The organism is Ornithinimicrobium avium, from assembly GCF_003351765.1.
GTDB lineage: Bacteria > Actinomycetota > Actinomycetes > Actinomycetales > Dermatophilaceae > Ornithinicoccus > Ornithinicoccus avius.
This window is the reverse complement of sequence record NZ_CP031229.1, coordinates 1,637,092-1,654,197: the sequence shown is the minus strand read 5'-3', so window position 1 is coordinate 1,654,197 and position 17,106 is coordinate 1,637,092. Positions and strand designations below refer to the sequence as shown.

At 67.5% G+C, this 17,106-nt stretch carries 12 protein-coding genes; 9 read left to right on the top strand and 3 right to left on the bottom strand.

Annotated elements, in window-relative coordinates; genetic code table 11:
* Positions 1–251: 251 nt before the first annotated feature.
* From DV701_RS07450 to DV701_RS07430, 5 genes are all read left to right on the top strand, one after another.
* Positions 252–1,892, top strand: coding sequence for a cell wall-binding repeat-containing protein (locus tag DV701_RS07450; protein ID WP_114927747.1), 1,641 nt, complete (start codon positions 252–254; stop codon positions 1,890–1,892).
* A gap of 396 nt (positions 1,893–2,288) precedes the next feature.
* Positions 2,289–4,178, top strand: coding sequence for a hypothetical protein (locus DV701_RS07445; RefSeq protein WP_162802888.1), 1,890 nt, complete (start codon positions 2,289–2,291; stop codon positions 4,176–4,178).
* Positions 4,179–4,389: 211 nt separating this feature from the next.
* Positions 4,390–5,145, top strand: coding sequence for an HNH endonuclease (locus DV701_RS07440; protein WP_162802887.1), 756 nt, complete (start codon positions 4,390–4,392; stop codon positions 5,143–5,145).
* Between the two features lie 47 nt (positions 5,146–5,192).
* Positions 5,193–6,251, top strand: coding sequence for an ADP-ribosylglycohydrolase family protein (locus tag DV701_RS07435; RefSeq protein WP_114927744.1), 1,059 nt, complete (start codon positions 5,193–5,195; stop codon positions 6,249–6,251).
* Between the two features lie 59 nt (positions 6,252–6,310).
* A complete protein-coding gene (locus DV701_RS07430) occupies positions 6,311–6,805 on the top strand; it encodes a DUF6998 domain-containing protein (RefSeq protein WP_162802885.1) in 495 nt (164 codons plus the stop codon).
* Positions 6,806–7,105: 300 nt separating this feature from the next.
* On the opposite strand, the gene DV701_RS07425 is transcribed toward DV701_RS07430, so the two are convergent.
* The gene (locus DV701_RS07425; RefSeq protein WP_114927742.1) at positions 7,106–7,744 is read right to left on the bottom strand and encodes a hypothetical protein; all 639 of its coding nucleotides are present in this window, start codon (positions 7,742–7,744) and stop codon (positions 7,106–7,108) included.
* A gap of 178 nt (positions 7,745–7,922) precedes the next feature.
* Here DV701_RS07425 and DV701_RS07420 point away from each other — a divergent pair, with 178 nt between their 5' ends.
* The 4 genes from DV701_RS07420 to DV701_RS07405 all read left to right on the top strand — a co-directional run bounded on the left by DV701_RS07420 (position 7,923) and on the right by DV701_RS07405 (position 15,273).
* The gene (locus tag DV701_RS07420; RefSeq protein WP_228255271.1) at positions 7,923–8,789 is read left to right on the top strand and encodes a hypothetical protein; all 867 of its coding nucleotides are present in this window, start codon (positions 7,923–7,925) and stop codon (positions 8,787–8,789) included.
* A 235-nt stretch (positions 8,790–9,024) separates the two neighbouring features.
* A complete protein-coding gene (locus DV701_RS07415; protein ID WP_162802881.1) occupies positions 9,025–9,537 on the top strand; it encodes a hypothetical protein in 513 nt (170 codons plus the stop codon).
* 32 nt (positions 9,538–9,569) lie between these two features.
* Positions 9,570–14,354 (top strand): DEAD/DEAH box helicase, encoded by a 4,785-nt coding sequence (locus DV701_RS07410; protein WP_114927739.1) that lies wholly within the window; start codon positions 9,570–9,572, stop codon positions 14,352–14,354.
* Position 14,355: 1 nt separating this feature from the next.
* Complete coding sequence (locus DV701_RS07405; RefSeq protein ID WP_114927738.1) at positions 14,356–15,273, top strand: restriction endonuclease; 918 nt, start codon at positions 14,356–14,358, stop codon at positions 15,271–15,273.
* Positions 15,274–15,704: 431 nt separating this feature from the next.
* Here DV701_RS07405 and DV701_RS07400 read toward each other — a convergent pair whose 3' ends face one another.
* Positions 15,705–15,956, bottom strand: coding sequence for a hypothetical protein (locus DV701_RS07400; RefSeq protein ID WP_114927737.1), 252 nt, complete (start codon positions 15,954–15,956; stop codon positions 15,705–15,707).
* Between the two features lie 641 nt (positions 15,957–16,597).
* Positions 16,598–17,101, bottom strand: coding sequence for a DUF6642 family protein (locus DV701_RS07395; RefSeq protein ID WP_114927736.1), 504 nt, complete (start codon positions 17,099–17,101; stop codon positions 16,598–16,600).
* Between the last annotated feature and the right edge of the window lie 5 nt (positions 17,102–17,106).

Sequence of the window (17,106 nt, the reverse complement as noted above, 5' to 3'; positions counted from 1 at the left end):
GCTGCCCGATGCTCGCCTGAACGGAGGGTCGTCATCGGTGCCGTCACGTCAGAGGCCCCGGTGACGCCGGGCGCGACAGGGGGCGCCGCCTGGGCTGGTAGATCCGTCCCGGCCTGGGCGGGCAGCCGACGGGGGAGACCTCGAGTGGTGCGCACCCCGGCGCGGTTCCTGACGGGCGGGGGTGTGTCGGGGGCGAGTGGGAAGGTCCTGTCATGGGCCGGTCGGTCCAGCGGTCGACGAAGGAGTCGTGAATGAAGAACTTGACGCGCAGGCTCGCGGCGTTTGCTGCCGCGGTCGGGCTGGTCGCAGCACCGGCGACAGGGGCCGCGGTGGTGGCGGCCGAGGAGCAGGCCCAGGTGTCGGCGACTGTGCAGAGCACCGAGCGGCTGTGGGGGAGCAACCGGTACGCCACCGCGGTCTCTGTCTCTGAGCACCTGTACCCCTCTGGTGCCGAGGTCGTCGTCGTGGCTCTGGGCACCACGTTTCCCGACGCCCTGGCCGGTGGGCCCGCGGCCGCCCGCCTGGGTGCCCCGGTCCTGCTGATCAACAGCCCCACGTCCGTGCCTGCTGTCGTCCAGGAGGAGCTCGCCCGCCTGGACCCGAGGCAGATCGTCGTCCTCGGCGGTGAGCAGGCCGTCGGCAGGGCCGCGGTGCAGGTCCTCGACGACCACGCGCCCGTTACCAGGCTGGCCGGGCAGGACCGCTACGCCACCGCCGCCGCCGTCGCCTCACTGTGGACCACGGGCAGCGGCACCGTCTACGTCGCATCGGGGCGCTCCTACCCCGACGCGCTGGCCGGAGGAGCAGCCGCAGCCCACCAGGGTGCCCCGGTCCTGCTGTCGACCGCGACCAGCCTGACCGCCGAGACCGTGGAGCGGCTGCGGGTCCTGGACCCCGGCAAGGTCGTGGTCCTCGGTGGCAAGGCCGCGGTACCCACCACCGTCGTGGACAAGATCCGTCAGACCGTCCCGGGCGCCTCGATCACCCGGTACGCCGGAGCTGACCGGTACGCCACCGCAGCCGCGGTCGCCACCAACGTGTGGACGGCGGGAACGGATGAGGCGTTCTACGCCACCGGTGCCCACTTCGCCGACGCCCTGGCCGGGGTGCCCGCCGCGGCAGCGCACGGCTCGCCGCTGCTGCTGGTCAGGCAGGCATGCGCCCCCGCGCAGACCATGAGCGCCACCGACGAGCTGGGCGTCACCACCCGGTTCGTCCTCGGCGGCCCGGCCGCCGTCGCCGACGGAGCCACGACGACCCCGTGCCGCCCACCGGCTGGCTCGGTCATCTCCGTCCTGAACGACCTACCCGTCAAGGGACGCGCACCCAAGACCGGGTACGACCGTGACCTCTTCGGACCGGCCTGGACGGACGCGGTCGACGTTCAGGGCGGTCGCAACGGGTGCGACACCCGCAACGACGTGCTGCGCCGCGACCTCGACGACCTGGTGGTGCGCACCGGGACCAACGGATGCGTCGCCCAGACCGGGTGGCTCAACGAGCCCTTCAGCGGCCAGAAGCTGTGGTTCGAGCGCGGCGTGACCAGCTCCGGCATCCACATCGACCACCTGGTCGCCCTCTCGGACGCCTGGCAGAAAGGCGCCCAGCAGATCACTCCTGAGCAGCGGAAGAACTTCGCCAACGACCCGCTGAACCTGTGGGCCGTCGACGGCGGCCTGAACATGCAGAAGGGCGACGGTGACGCCGCCACCTGGCTGCCGCCCAACAAGTCCGTGCGCTGCGACTACGTCGCCTACCAGGTCGCGGTCAAGGCCAAGTACAAGCTGTGGGTGACACAAGCCGAGAAAGACGCCATCACCACCGTCGTGAACGGGTCCTGCCCGAACAAGAAGATCCCGATCGCAAACGATGTGCCAGCACTCCGGCCCTGACCGGCTTTCAGCCGGGCACAGCCATGGCCTGTGGACGGCCGACGTCACGACCATGGCCTGTGCGGCACGATGCCTTCATGACGTCACACGACCCTGAAAACGGAGCTTCGGCACGCCACGAGCACCAGAAGCTGGAGGCCGTAGAGGACGCCGCCGCAGCGCTGGCCCGTGCGGTTGAAGCCGAGCGTCGAGCTCGCGGCGTGCGTGACAGGGTTGTGCGTGCCGCCGTGAAGGCCGGGGTCATGCCGTCACGGGTGGCCGAGGCGGCAGGGATCAGTCCAGGGAGGGTGACTCACCTGACGGTGGCACCCAGGCCGTAGGCGTGAGATCTCTCATCCATAGGCCTCCGAGCCACCCATGACCTGGTGTGTCAGTTGTCCCATCTAGGTTTCCTGCATGACGAGGCGCAACAGGTTGGAGTTGCACTGGCAGGTGCGCACGTGCGCACGATGTGGTGGTCAGCGAACGGCCAAGCGTCCATGCCCCGACTGCGGTGCTCGGGCGGAAGCATATGAGATCCAGCCGGATCTCGACCGCCGTTCTCAGATCGTGCGGCGACTCCGGGATGAACGTCGGGCAGTCACGCCGAGACGTCCCCCCGAGGACGTGGCTGGGACGTTCACCGATGTGCTTGACGAAGTCTTGGGCGCCCTCGCAGCGGCCGCTCGCGGTGGTCGGGACGCAACGTCGATGCTCGAGGCCTTCGAGAAGCTCGACCAGCTCGTGGCTGATTTGTCGATCCCGCTGTTGCGACCTGACCGGAATCGCGGCTTTGACCTGCTGGACGGTGTGTGCCTGGTGCGCGAGGGTGTGGAGAAACTGGTGGAAACCTTGACAGCTCCGGACATCGCAGAGGCGCAACGCCTGGATGCAGAAGGTCAGGCGCTCATCGAACTTGGCAGCAGGGAGCTGGAACCCTCACGGCACGACAAGATCAGGGCACTGGCTGAGAAGGAGGAGCTCTCAGCCTTCGAGGCCTTGGGCTTGGATCACCATCGCGGGCTCTCCCGCGGGCCGCTAAGCGGCCTGGGGGAGGGCCTGAAGGAAGTCACGGGACTGCCTGGCGACGACGTCGGGCTACATGTCGCGATCGAAGGCCTGGACTTGGCCTCCTCCTTGGTCGATCGTAGGCGGTATCTGCGACTGTGCCATGCCGTGGAAGAACTGCTCCTGGCCTGTGAGGACGTCCTCGACCACTCTGCGACGTTGCTGGAACTGCAGGTCGCCCTGCTCCAGGTCGGAGCGCGCCAGGCGACCTTTGCGACCGCGGTGGAGTCAGGCGAGGACGACCTCACACTCACCGGTCTGGCGCTCGACCTGGTGAAGTCAGTACGCGAGCGAGGACTTCGCGCTGCGCTGATACCCATCCTTGCCGCCGTCACGGGGGAGCCGGTCGAAAACATCTGGCGGTGGCGGACCGGACGTCTACTGAAAGAAGCCACCGCTCGGGTTCCGCAGCTCGAGCTGGACGTGATGGACCGGGTGCTCAGGGACAGCTCGGCACACGAGGACTACGGGTTCGAGGACGGCGAGGTCCTCCTCCAAGGCGGATCAGTGCGTCTCACGACGGATGAACTGCTGGACCGGGTCCTCGAGGTCCTCGAGTTCTTCACGGGGATGACACGGGGAATCCTGGTCGCCCTGCTCAGGTCGGGGCGTCCTCTGCCTGCTGTCGAGCGCATGCCTCGGCGGGCGCGGTCGGAGCTCATTCGCTACTTCGCCGGACTGCACGGTCTCCGCGACGTCGAGCTTGAGCAGACACATGGGACCGTCAGGCTCTCCGCTGTCGGCTCGCTGACGTCCTGGCCGGGCTTGGTTGGCGCGATCTTCCCGCTGCTCTCCAACGATGCAGTCACGTTGGAGGGAAGGTTCCGTGCACCGGATGGACGCGACGCCCAAGCCACAGCAGACCTCGATGCTTACCGCGCGACGATGCTCCAGCGGCACGAGGAACCTGAGTGCTGCGCAGAACTGCTCAAGTTCTTGCCTCTCTTCGCCACGACTCAGTACGAGGGGGATCACCTGCTCGGAGACCAGGATTGGTTGAACGTGGCGACTCACCTCGTATCCGCGCATGTTGACGACCTGTCGCTCATCGAGAGGCTGCGGCGGGGCAAGGAGGTAATGGCTAGGGCGAGCCAGGCTGGAGCCGACGCCCGCCCTATCGGAGAGCTCATGGCCCGCGTACGTAACCTGGGCTCCGCACAGGGTGCCTCACGGGCCAAGCTCTGGCAGGTCCCGTTGTCCGGGAGTTCCTGCCCTGACATCCGTTCGACGCAATGGTGAGATGCGCGGCGACAGGACGCCGCAGACCCCCGTGTCCAGACGGGACCAAGCACCGCCAGGTGGTTGCCCCAGGCGACCGCTTGAACATGCGCGAACTCGTCACCGCTCTGGTTCCTCCGCTCAGACTGGATGACGTCCGCCAAACGTACGCGACAGCCCGGGCAGCTGCACCAGGGTCCTCCGGTCCCAGTTCTACGGCAGGATGGGCGGCATGGGCCGGTTCGACTGGACGTACGACGAGGTCGTGCTTGCCGCTGATCTCGTCGCACGGAACGACTGGGGCGGGCTGCGGGCGTACAACCCGAAGGTCATGGATCTCTCATCCCTTCTGCGCTCAGCATCCATCCACGCGAACGAAGGCCGCCCTGAGAACTTCCGTAGCGTCAGTAGCGTCCAGCGCAAGACCTTCGACATCGCGACCCAGCACCCGGGCTACCACGGCCGTCCCACACGTGGAGGCAGTCACGAGAGCCGTGTGGTGACGGAGTTCATCGAAGAACCCGAGCGGATGTCTGCTCTCGCACGGACGATCCGTGCCCAGCTCCAGGCCGCTGACTCTCTTGAGGCGGTGGACGAGCCAGACCTGGAGGCGTTGAGTGCTCACGAGGGCCGTGTCCTTGCCGCCACTCACCTCCGCCGTGAGAGGGACCCTCGTCTGCGGCAGGCAAAGTTGGATGCCGTGGTCGCCCAGGGCCTGGCCATCTCCTGCGAGGTGTGCGGTTTCGACTTCGCCGACCGGTACGGAGGTCTGGGGGATGGCTACATCGAGGTCCACCATGTGCTCCCCTTACATGCCTCGGGTCCGGTCATCACTCGGCTGAGGGATCTCGCACTGCTCTGCTCCAACTGCCACCGGATGATCCATCGGGCACGGCCTTGGCTGACCCCTGGCGAGCTCCGGAGAGTCTTGGATCGCTCAGACATCGGGAACCCGGGTCAGGCTCGCCATGACCGACGTCACGGGTGACTGGTCGCAACGACAGTGTCCTGACACAGAAATCCTCAAGGAGACTCATGGATGGGCGGCAACTCTCTTGGTCCAAGCGGGTGCGCGGCCTGCTGCTGGGGCTCACCCTGGGAGACGCGGTGGGAACGTCTCCCAGCGGTCTTCCTGCCAGCTCGCCGCTCCGGGCGGGCGTGAGCAGCCAGTTGGCGGCGTTCACGACGGAGGGATTGATCAGGGCCTCCGTCCGCTTCGCCCACAAGGGCATCTGCCACCCACCGACCGTCGTGTGGCACGCCTGCTGCCGGTGGGCCTACCTGCAAGGCATCGAGCCGGAACTGATGCGGGAGCAGTGGGGACCTGGTTCTTCCCACAGTTGGCCTGACGGCTGGCTGGCGAGAGTTCCAGCCCTCGCCCAACGCAGGGGGAGTGCCCCGGCCACCGTCACCGCGCTCAAGGAATCTGCCCCCGGCACGGCGGAGCACCCCACGACGACCAGTGCGGGTCACCACGCGGTGACCACGACCCTTCCTGGCGCAGCTCTTGTCTCCTGGAAGGACGGCGGGTTCTCCCTCGACCTCGTCCGAGAGCTGGCCGCTCAGACGCACGGATCTCCGGAGGCGCACGAGGCAGCGGCCGTCGCGGCAGCTGTGGCCGTTCACTTCATCGACCGCGGCGAGCTCGATCAGCTGCCTGACGTGGTGGCAAACGCCTCGATGTCTGCCGACGTGGTCGACACTGCGTGCAGGGCCTGGAGCGCGGGGAGAGAGACCCCCGGCAGCGGCGTGCTGCTCGCCAGGCTCGCGCCCCACGCCACCGCCCTTGCCGCACTGTCCGGAAGCCTGTACGTGCTCGCATCTTTCCCCGAGCCCGAGCAGTTGACGCACGCGCTGACCCTCGCTTCGCAGTCGCACCGTCGGGCGGCGGTGACACCCCTGGCCGGTGCCCTGCTCGGGGCCCGTCATGGCGCGGACGCACTGCCGGTGGACCTGGTCAGCAGATCGGAGCTGGCCTGGGTGATGGACACCCTGGCCAGAGACCTCGCCCTGGAGCTCTCCGAGGGCCCGGGCGGCTCGGAGTATTCGCCGCCCACGGACCCGAGCTGGTGGAGCCGCTACCCCGGGTGGTGACGACGGCGGTTCCCGGGCGTCGCAGACGGGTGCCTGGTCCCGTTGGCATACTCAGCGCCATGGACCTTGCCGGAATGAGTTCTCGGGAACTGCTGAGGACCTACGCGTCCATCCTGACCGAGCTCGTGAAGAGGGGTGTGACCCGCTCGCGTAACGCCCCTGTCGGGGAGCTTGCCGAGCTGCTCGTGCAACGAGCCTACGGCGGGATCCTGGCTCCGTCGAACGCGAAGAGCTGGGACGTCGAATCCGCCGACGGTCGCAACATCCAGGTCAAGGCCAGGCTCGTCGTCCCGGGGGCGACACGTGCCGAGCAGTACTCACCGTTCAGGAGCTGGGACTTCGACGTGTGCGTCTTCATCACCTTCGACGCCCACACCTACGACGTGCTCCTCGCCCTCGAGGTCCCAGCGGTCGAGGTGCAGCAACTGGCCACAGCTGTTCCGCACGTCGGTGCCACAGCGGCCCGTGTCAGCACCCGGACACCTCTTGGTGCAGCGCCGGGCGCGGTCGACGTGACACCGCAGGTCCGCGCCGCCATGAGCGAGCTCGAGTAGCCGTCCTCCTTCTTGACCGCTTCCCGCCCAGGGGATCTGCATACCGCTAGAACGGGTTGATGCTAGGACGTCGGGGATCAAGGTGAGCGACCTGTCCGGGTCGCTGCGCGACGCCGCTGAGACGGCGAAGCTGAGGATGGAAGTTCTGGTGCAGAAGTCTCGGCGCCAGCGAGCTGGGCGAATACCCGTCCTAAGGGCTACGCCTCGATGCTGGTGCGCCAGGTTCCGTCGGGGCCGTCGTCGGGGAGAGGGCGGAGCAAGTCCACCGGTGCGCAGCCGCGTGCCGGACCTGGGTGGGGGCTACGTGGTGCTGGGCACAGCCAGGAGCCAGGCGTCCAGCGTGAGCTCAGCGTCCTTGCCCTCGCCGCGATGTACCTCGACGTGCCAGCGGGGCCCGTCAGACAGGGCGTGCAGCGCTCCTGCCGTGGCCTCCCGACACTGCTCGAGAGAATCCAGCGGAACCAGGCCTTCTTCCGTGGCGGTGGTCCACCGCTTGTACCTCAGGCCCCATCGCGCCAGGGCGATGTAGGGGGTCCAGAGCAGGATGAGCGTGGGGACGTTGGGCCCCGCCTTGGCAAGCTTGGCGACGTCGGCCGCCAGCCCGTTACGTCCGTTGACGACCCAGTCGGTCGCGCGGGCAAGGTCGGTGGCGTACCGCATCTTGGCCTCGACCGCGGCAAAGGTCATGCCCGAGCCCATCTCGACCAGGTGCAGGTCGACGCGTCTGAGCTGACCCCGAGTGGCCTCGCGCTCGCACAGCCACCCCTGTGGTCGCACGAGACGGTTGACCGCGTGCCGAAGGCGGTCGTTGAGCTCGGGCTCGGCACTGGTGCGGCAGGTCTCGTAGACCTCGTCGGTGGTGAGGCCGTCCAGGCAGTGGGGGAGGGCGGCCACGAAGGGCGCAGCGGCCCGCTCGCAGGGCCCGGCGATCACGGTCATGAAGGAAACCTAGCCGCTGCACGGCCGTCCCGGGTGGATCGCCGACACCGTGTGAGATCCTGCGTGGCCAGCACGGCAGACGGTGTGCGGGCGCTACTGTTCCCGCATGGGTGACAGGGATGAGATGGGAGCCGGAGGCCGGGCAGCCGCCGGGGAGACGCAGTACGAGACCAAGGTCGTGCAGGCGATCCGCGGCACCGAGAAGAGGGCTGAGGCCAAGTGGCGCAAGCAGGGCTGGGAGCTGGTGAGTCAGGATCCGGGCACCCTGCGCACGCAGATGACGTTCCGGCGCACCAAACCCAAGACGCTCGGCACCTACCTGGCTCAGGGCTACACGGCGTTCCGCGGCCTGAGGCCGAAGACCCAGCGAGTCGTGGCGGCTGCCGTAGGCGGCCTGCTCCTGGTGCTGGTCACCGGCGGGATCGTCGCCGCAACGCTGGGTGACGACGACTCAGCGGACACGGCCTCGACACCCACCGCGACCGCGGCGGCCCCCACCCAGGAGTCAGCTGCCCCGTCGACGGTGACGCTGGAGGCGGCGGAAGAGTCTGCGGAGGACACCGCGGCGGAGGAAGAGAGAGCAGTGGCCGAGCCTGAGCCGTACACCTACGCCGGGCCGGACTACGAGACCGTCGCGGTCGACGAGGACGTGATCCTGGGCGAGCTGGACCAGCACTGGGTCCTCGTGCGCTCGCTCGATGCCTCGGCCGAGGACTTCGAGGACCAGGTGAAGCTGATCATCGCTGACGTTGCGCACGAAGAGGGGACCGCCGAAATCTCGGTCTCGGTCGTCACGGACCCGGAGATCGCCGCGTACCGCTCCGGCGTCACGGGGCAAGGTTTCGTGGCGGAGCACGGGCAGGACTACGTCGACCAGGTCGTCCGCCCGAAGGAGCAAGCGGGCTACCTGGCTTGGTACACCGGCGGGGTCGACCCCAGCAGCCAAGAGCTCAGCGAATCCGACGCCGCGTACGAAGTGCTCTGGTTGCCAGCTTCCGACTCCCCGGGCCTTGAGAACTGGAAGCCCAGCCTGGGGGCGTCCTGACCGTACGACCCTGCCCGGCCCGGCACGGTGGGCGACCGGCAGGACCAAGGACTGGCGCGGGAGCGCGGTGAGCGCAGCTCCGGTGCGACCGCGGTGAGACCCGGTCGTGGCGCTGCTGGTCGGGAGCCCGGTGGTCGGAGGTGGTGTCCGATCCTCCGGACCGCTGCCTGTCAAGCACCCAGGTTCGTCGGTGGTCCTGGGCATGCTGCTGACCATGGAGTGGATCGATGGGGTCTTGACGTTTGTGAACCTCGGGCTGGCGGGCCTGGTCGGGTACGTGGCCAGTGGGCGGCGTGCGCGGCAGTCCGAGGCTCGTGCGGCTCGTTCGGCGGCGGTGACCGAGCTGCGCGTGGCGTTGAGGGCGCTGCGCGACGTGGCACGGCGGTGGGGCAGGAGCCCGGGGGTGCTGGACGAGGACGTCCGGGCCGCGGTGACGGAGTGGGACCAGGTGCTGGAGTTGCACCGTCACCGCCTGCCGCACGAGATGTCGGCCGCGCTGAGGAGCGTCAGGTCCGCGGCGGGCGAGGTGTTCGGGATCTCCGTTCTGGCCTACGTGCTTCCCCAGTTCGAGGAGGCACCGTTGGTGGAGCGGGATGAGACGTGGCAGGACCTGCTGGTCGAGTACGTGGGCTACGTCCTCGCGCACCTGGGTCGGTGGGGGGACGGTGACCACCGGGCCGGGTCGGACGTCTTGGACTTCGACAGGTGGCGCCAGCGGCGATCCGCGGCGTGCGGTGAGGCCTCGTGAGCCGAGGTTTGAGGCTTTGGCAGGATCAGGGCATGTCGACGACGATCTACGAGGTGCTGGAAGAGCTGCGGGGGACCGCGACGTCGGAGGCGGACAAGGGGGCCAAGCTCGAGCAGCTGATGGTCTCCTACCTGCGCACCGACCCGGTGTATGCGGAGCAGTTCAGCGACGTATGGCTGTGGCAGGACTGGCCTGGACGGGACGGCAAGCACGACACAGGCATCGACCTGGTCGCGGTGGACCGGCTCACCGGCGCGAACGTGGCGATCCAGTGCAAGTTCTACGCACCGACGTCGACGATCAGCAAGGGTGACATCGACTCGTTCCTGTCGGCATCGGGCAAGGAGGGGTTCGCCCAGCGGATCATCGTCTCGACCACGGACAGGTGGAACGCCCACGCCGAGGACGCGCTGCAGGGCCAGCAGGTCCCGGTGCGGCGCATCGGGCTGGCCGACCTGGAGGCCTCAGGGATCGACTGGGGGCAGTTCTCCTGGGCGGCCCCGCAGGACCTGACTGTCACCGAGGGCAAACGGCTGCGCCCCCACCAGGTGGAGGCGATCGACGCCGTCACGGCCGGTCTGACGACCGGTGACCGGGGCAAGCTGATCATGGCCTGCGGGACAGGCAAGACGTTCACCTCGCTGCGGCTGGCCGAGGAGATGGTCGGAGCCGGAGGCAGCGTCCTGTTCCTGGTCCCCTCGATCAGCCTGCTGTCGCAGACCCTGCGGGAGTGGGCAAGCGAGGCGCAGGTGCCGCTCGCCCCGGTCGCGGTGTGCTCGGACCGCAAGGCCACGGCCCGCTCCAAGGCGGTGGACGAGGACATCTCCGCGGTCGACCTGGCCCTGCCGTCCACGACGAACGTGGCGGTGCTGGAGGCCCGGTTGAACCAGGCCCTGGGCGATTCCTCGTCGATGACGGTGGTCTTCTCCACGTACCAGTCGATCGACGTGGTTGCCCAGGCCCAGTCCCAGGGCGGACTGGGGCCGTTCGACCTGATCGTCTGCGACGAGGCGCACCGCACCACCGGGGTGACTCTGGCGGGGGAGGACGAGTCCCCGTTCGTCCGGGTCCACGACGACACCTACCTGCGAGGACGCAAGCGGTTGTACATGACCGCGACCCCGCGCCTGTACGACGACACCTCCAAGGCCAAGGCCGGGGAAGCGGCCGCGGTGCTGGCGTCGATGGACGACGAGGAGGTCTTCGGGCCCGAGCTGCACCGCCTCTCCTTCGGCGAGGCGGTCTCGCGCGACCTGCTGACCGACTACAAGGTCCTCGTCCTCGCGGTGGACGAGGCGAGCGTGTCGCGCACCTTCCAGCTGCAGCTCGCCGACGACGGCAACGAGCTGCGCCTGGACGACGCCGCCAAGATCGTCGGGTGCTGGAACGGGCTGGCCAAACGGGGCTCTGCCGAGCACTCCTTCGAGACTGACCCGGCCCCGATGCGGCGAGCGGTCGCGTTCGCCGGGACGATCAAGGACTCCAAAGCCATCGAGTCCCTCTTCGCCGAGACCATCAAGCAGTACGCCGCCGCGCACGACCTCGAGGACGCCGGTGGAGACCCGGTCCTGGCCTGCGAGATCCGCCACGTGGACGGCTCCTTCAACGCGCTAGAGCGCAACACCCGCCTGGACTGGCTCCGGGCACCCGTCCCGGACGGGACCTGCCGCATCCTGACCAACGCACGTTGCCTGTCCGAAGGGGTGGACGTGCCCGCCCTGGACGCGGTCATGTTCCTCTCCCCGCGCAAGTCGGTCGTCGACATCGTCCAGTCCGTCGGCCGGGTCATGCGCAAGGCACCGGGCAAGGAGTTCGGCTACATCATCCTTCCCGTCGGGATCCCGGCCGGGATGAGCCCGGAAGAAGCCTTGCGGGACAACAAGAAGTACGCCGTCGTCTGGGAGGTCCTGCAGGCCCTGCGCGCCCACGACGAACGCTTCAACGCGATGGTCAACCGGATCGAGCTGGTCAAGCAGCGCGACGACAAGGTCAACGTCATCGGCGTCCCCGGCCACGGTGAAGGTGGCGACCGGGACGGGCAGGGCTCCCAGGGCGCGCTGCCGCTGGCGTTCCTGGACGAGTGGCGCGAGGCGATCTACGCCAAGGTCGTCGCCAAGGTCGGCTCCCGCCGGTACTGGCAGGAGTGGGCCAAGGACATCGCCGACATCGCCACCCGGCACACCACCCGCATCACCGCACTCCTGGACGGCGGCGACCCGAAGGTCACGGCTCAGTTCGACGACTTCCTCGACGGGCTGCGGGGCATCCTCAACGAGGGCATCACCCGTGCCGACGCTATCGACATGCTCGCCCAGCACCTCATCACCCGGCCCGTGTTCGAGGCCCTTTTCGCCGGGTACGCCTTCACCGAGCACAACCCCGTCGCCCAGACCATGGAGAAGATGCTCACCGTCCTGGACGAGCACAACCTCGACGACGAGAACCACTCCCTGGCCAAGTTCTACGACTCGGTCCGCATGCGCGTCCAAGGCGTCGACACCGCCGAGGGACGGCAGAAACTCATCGTCCAGCTCTACGACACCTTCTTCGCCACCGCCTTCAAGAAGACCGTCGACCGGCTCGGCATCGTCTACACGCCCGTCGAGATCGTTGACTTCATCCTCCGCTCCGCGGACGACGTGCTCCGCGACCACTTCGGCCAGGGCCTGACCGACGAGGGCGTGCACATCCTGGACGGGTTCACCGGCACCGGCACCTTCATCGTCCGCCTCCTCCAGCTCGGCCTGATCGAGCCGCACGATCTGGCCCGCAAGTACGCGACCGAGCTGCACGCCAACGAGATCCTCCTTCTGGCCTACTACATCGCTGCCGTCAACATCGAGTCGACCTACCAGGACGTCGTCCGTGGGCGACTCGACGACGCCGGGTACGAGCCGTTCCCTGGTCTCGTCCTGACGGACACGTTCCAGTCCTACGAGGACGGCGACACCGACGCCTTGACCGTCTTCCCCGCCACCAGCGCCCGCATCGCACGCCAACGGGAACTCCCGATCACCGTGGTCGTGGGCAACCCGCCCTACTCCGTCGGCCAGGACTCAGCCAATGACGACAACGCTAACCAGTCCTATCCCCACCTGGACGCCTCGATCCGCGACACGTACGCCGCTCGATCGACGGCAACGCTGCTGCGCAACCTGTACGACTCGTACATCCGCGCCATCCGCTGGGCCTCCCTACGCATCGGGGACCGCGGCGTCGTCACCTACGTCACCAACGGTGGCTGGCTCGACTCCAACGCCATGGACGGTATGCGCCTCACCCTCGCCGAAGAGTTCAGCGCCATCCATGTCTACAACCTCCGCGGCAACCAGCGCACCGCCGGTGAGCAGTCCCGCATGGAAGGCGGCAAGATCTTCGGCGGCGGTTCACGGGCTACCGTCGCCATCACCGTCCTCGTCAAGGACCCGACCCGCACGGGACCAGCCGCGATCCAGTACACCGACATCGGCGACTACCTCACGCGCGACGAGAAACTGACCCGAATCGCCGAAGCTGGCTCCGTCACCAGGCTGTCCGCCACGGCCATCGCCCCGAACGAACAGGGGGACTGGCTTAACCAACGGTCTGCAGCCTTCACGACGTTCGCTTCCCTAGATGATGAGGTCTTTGCGACTCGAACCCTCGGCTACTCAACCTCACGTGACGCTTGGGTCTCCGGCTACTCATCCAAGGACGTGAGTGCAAACGTCGCCCGAATGCTCGTCGCATACCATCAGGCCCTCCTAGCTGGTGACGAAAAGGCAGCCGACCCGCACGAGATCAGTTGGTCAAGGGGGCTGCGCGACTTGCTGGGTCGGAGGCAGCCCATACCCATGCCGTCCACCCCCCCGGTACCGACCTCCTACCGGCCGTTCACGAAGCAGTTTCTGCTTCCAGACTCCTCCCTAATCGAGCGACTTGGCCCCACGGTGTCCCAAGCACGTCTCGGCGGAATATTCATTTACACGGTCGGGCGCAGTTCTGCCGTGCCCTTCTCGGCATTGATTACCGATGTCGCACCCAACCTGCATCTCACCGGGGCCGGGAGCGGGGGAGCAGTCTGGAGCCGATGGCGGTACGAAAAGGTCGAGGATGACGGCCTATTGCCCCTCGATTCGGACGAGGGCGAGGTCATCGACGGCTACCGGAAGATCGACAACATCACAGACCATGCCCTGCGCATGTTCTGGGACGCCTACGGCGATCGGGTCACCAAGGACGACATTTTTCACTACTGCTACGGACTGCTCCACTCACCGGACTACCGTGAGTCGTACGCAGCTGACCTGAAGAAGTCCCTGCCGCGCATCCCGCTCGTGGCCGACCCCACGCCATACATGGAGGCCGGTCGACGCCTGAGCGACCTGCACCTCGGCTACGAGACCATCACGCCATACCCCCTGGATGGGCTCGACGTCGAAGGACCCGGTGGCGACCCTGCGTACGACTTCTTCCGCGTGGAGAAGATGCGCTTCGCCAAGGTGCGCGACCCGCAGAACAAGAAGTTGGTGGCGGACCGGTCGTGCATCGTCTACAACTCGAGGATCACTCTGAGCGGAATCCCCGAAGAGGCGTACCGGTACATGCTCGGGTCGCGGTCGGCGGTCGACTGGATCATGGATCGGTACCAGGTGAAGACCGACAAGGCCTCCGGCATCGTCAACGACCCCAACGACTGGTCACGCGAGGTCGCCGACCCCCGTTACATCCTCGATCTGCTGGCCCGCATCGTCACCGTGAGCGTGGAGACGATGAAGGCGGTCGATGCCTTACCCAAGCTGAAGGTTCTGACCGACCCCACGTGGAAGGAGGCCTGAGATGACGATCCCGGACTTTCAGAGCCTGATGCGCCCGGTCCTGGCTCACCTCGGGGACGGGCAGGTGGTCCGGTCGCGTGCTGTGAAGGACTCGATGGTCACGGAGTTCGCGCTGACACCGGAGGAGCGGGAGCAGATGATCCCCAGCGGTCGTCAGCGGGTGATGGACAACCGCGTCAGCTGGGCACTGACCTACCTCGCACAGGCTGGCCTGATCGAGCGGCCGGTCCGGGGGCAGGTGGAGATCACCCCGCAGGGCCGTGCAGCCCTGACACATCACCCGGAGCGCATCGACATGAAGGTGCTCGAGGACTACCCGGGCTACCGGGCGTTCAAGGAGCGGACCAAGGTGGTCGCCGACACACCCTCCGGGGTCGAGACTGCACAGGACGCGATGGCCACCCCGCAGGAGCTTGTCCAGGCCGCTGTCTCGCAGAACAGGGCGGCGCTGGAGGTCGAGGTTCTGAACCGCGCGCTGGCGCTGAGCCCGACCGGGTTTGAGGACCTGGTGATGGTCCTGCTCGAGAAGATGGGCTACGGACGGCTGGGGACCATCGCCCGGACCAGTGCTTCTGGCGACGCCGGGGTGGACGGCATCATCAGCCAGGACCCGCTCGGGCTGGATCGGATCTACGTGCAGGCCAAGCGCTACGCCCTCGACCGCACCGTCGACCGACCCCGCATCCACGAGTTCGCCGGAGCGCTGCTCGGCAAGCAGGGCGACCGCGGAGTGTACATCACCACCTCCAGCTTCACCACCGGCGCGCGGTCGGAGGCCGAGCGGATCAACGCGCGCATCGAGCTCATCGACGGCGCGCTGCTGGCCGAGCTGCTGGTCCGCTACGAGGTCGGCGTGCAGGTCGAGCAGCGGGTCGCCCTGCACAGGATGGACGAGGACTTCTTCGACAGCATCGGGTGACCACTCGAACGGTGCAGAGGTTTGTCTCCCCCTGTGATCGGATACCCGATCCGATCGCGGACGCCCTGACCAGCGGCCGAGCACCGCGCACTCACCGATGCACGGTCCGGTCTCACGAGCGGTCACGCGCGGAACGGCAAGGATCGAGCTCGTTCTGGGAGGGACCTGGCCGTGGAGCCGGAGGACATGGCCGCCCCGACCGTTTGCGTCTCGAGCTGGACCCTGCGCCGACCGCCGATCGAAACCCACTTCTCGGACCTCTCGGTGCCATACGCGCGTTGCCCACAGCGTGCGTCGGGCGTGCGCCCGCCGACACGTGGGACCCTGCCCGGCCCGCGCACCAGCCGTTCAGCGAGTCCAAGGGCCACCCTCTGACCCGCTGGATCGTCTCAGGGTTGTCCGCGGGTGTCCCGGCACACGGCACGCCGGGGTCAGCCATGTCCAGACCCGTCCTCGGGGACGTCCGGGTCATCGTGCGGTCCTGGCGGTGGCTGCGGCAGTGACGCGACCCGCGTGGTGAGGCGCCACAACTGCGCGATGATGATCGCGCCGATGACTGTCTCGGAGTCGAGAGGGAGGCCACCAGGCGACAGCCAACTGCCGACAACGTGGACGGCGACCTGGAAGAGGAAGGAGTGGTCGTTGGACTCCTGATCGTTGGACTTCTTCTCGTTGGTGTTCACGCCTGAATCGTCCGAAGGACCACTGACTGACCCCCCGCGTCCGGTGACAACTCCTGTCACTTCTGTCTCATAGATCACAGATTTGTATGCCCTCACCCGGTCTGCCCGCAACAAATCTCGACCCGACCAGTAAGTGCACAGACCCCCGTGATCGCCCTCAACCCGCGGCTGCTGTCGGAGATCCGGTAGAAGACTCCGTCCTGCGCGACATCCCTGGGATCGCCACAGTTCGCCCCGGTCGTCGACGATGTCGACGTTCTGCGGCGCGGCCGTGCCCATCACCATGATCTCAAGCGTGAAGTGCTCCCGGTGACGAACTTGTGGACGATCTCCTGAACCGCGCCGTGGCTGTCTTTGAGCTCGGTCGCCGAGAACCGCTCGAATTCGACCCTGTACGCGTCCACCTCAGCCTAGTCGTGGATCTTCTCGTAAAGGGGCCGGTTGAAACGCAACGGACACCACCTCTTGGTGAAGCCACTGACGGGGACCATGACCCGCAGAGGTCTGTGGACGCGGCTGACGCGTCCAAAGACCATGTCGTCAGCCTATGCGGCCGACGCCCTGCGCTGCCCCTTGCCCACCGTCCTGCGGGCTGGTTCTCGATCTCGCCGTTCCTAGGGGAGCCGATCTGGCTCGTCCCCCTAACTCGTCCCGGTTGACGGGGTCTGTCTCCAGACCTGGACTTTCGTCCTCGTCGCGATCCGCAGGCCCAGAGTCTGGACCAGCCTGCCGTACCTGGCCTCGAGCCGGTCGTGGAGGGTGTTCGTGTGTTTCCCGTTGAGCAGCTCGGGCAGGAGAAGGAAGTCGAAGGCGGCGGACTCGATCCACCCCACGTCCTTGGCGTACCCGACAACGGCCCGGAACCCGGTGGCCTGGCAGAACTGCCTCAGGTCCTCCTCGAAGCTTCGGCCTCGTCCCGCCAGGACGCTGCACGAGCCGAGGTAGAGGATCTTGCCGTCGCCCCTGACGTCGACCATCTCGACGAGGTCGTCGAGGGTGATGTCCTCGTCACTTGGCAGGGCAAGGGTCCGTCTCTCTCCGTGGAAGGCGAGATAACCGACGGTGTAGGCACCGTAGCCGCGCCCAAGCCAGGTCTGGAGGTAGTACTCGAAGTCCTTGCGCGTGGCGACGTCCCGGTGGATCACCGCGG

Excerpts from the sequence above, each read along its gene's own strand:
- DV701_RS07450 (WP_114927747.1), top strand. The coding sequence starts at position 252 with ATGAAGAACTTGACGCGCAGGCTCGCGGCGTTTGCTGCCGCGGTCGGG.
- DV701_RS07445 (WP_162802888.1), top strand. The coding sequence starts at position 2,289 with ATGACGAGGCGCAACAGGTTGGAGTTGCACTGGCAGGTGCGCACGTGC.
- DV701_RS07440 (WP_162802887.1), top strand. The coding sequence starts at position 4,390 with ATGGGCCGGTTCGACTGGACGTACGACGAGGTCGTGCTTGCCGCTGAT.
- DV701_RS07435 (WP_114927744.1), top strand. The coding sequence starts at position 5,193 with ATGGATGGGCGGCAACTCTCTTGGTCCAAGCGGGTGCGCGGCCTGCTG.
- DV701_RS07430 (WP_162802885.1), top strand. The coding sequence starts at position 6,311 with ATGGACCTTGCCGGAATGAGTTCTCGGGAACTGCTGAGGACCTACGCG.
- DV701_RS07425 (WP_114927742.1), bottom strand. The coding sequence starts at position 7,744 with ATGACCGTGATCGCCGGGCCCTGCGAGCGGGCCGCTGCGCCCTTCGTG.
- DV701_RS07410 (WP_114927739.1), top strand. The coding sequence starts at position 9,570 with ATGTCGACGACGATCTACGAGGTGCTGGAAGAGCTGCGGGGGACCGCG.
- DV701_RS07405 (WP_114927738.1), top strand. The coding sequence starts at position 14,356 with ATGACGATCCCGGACTTTCAGAGCCTGATGCGCCCGGTCCTGGCTCAC.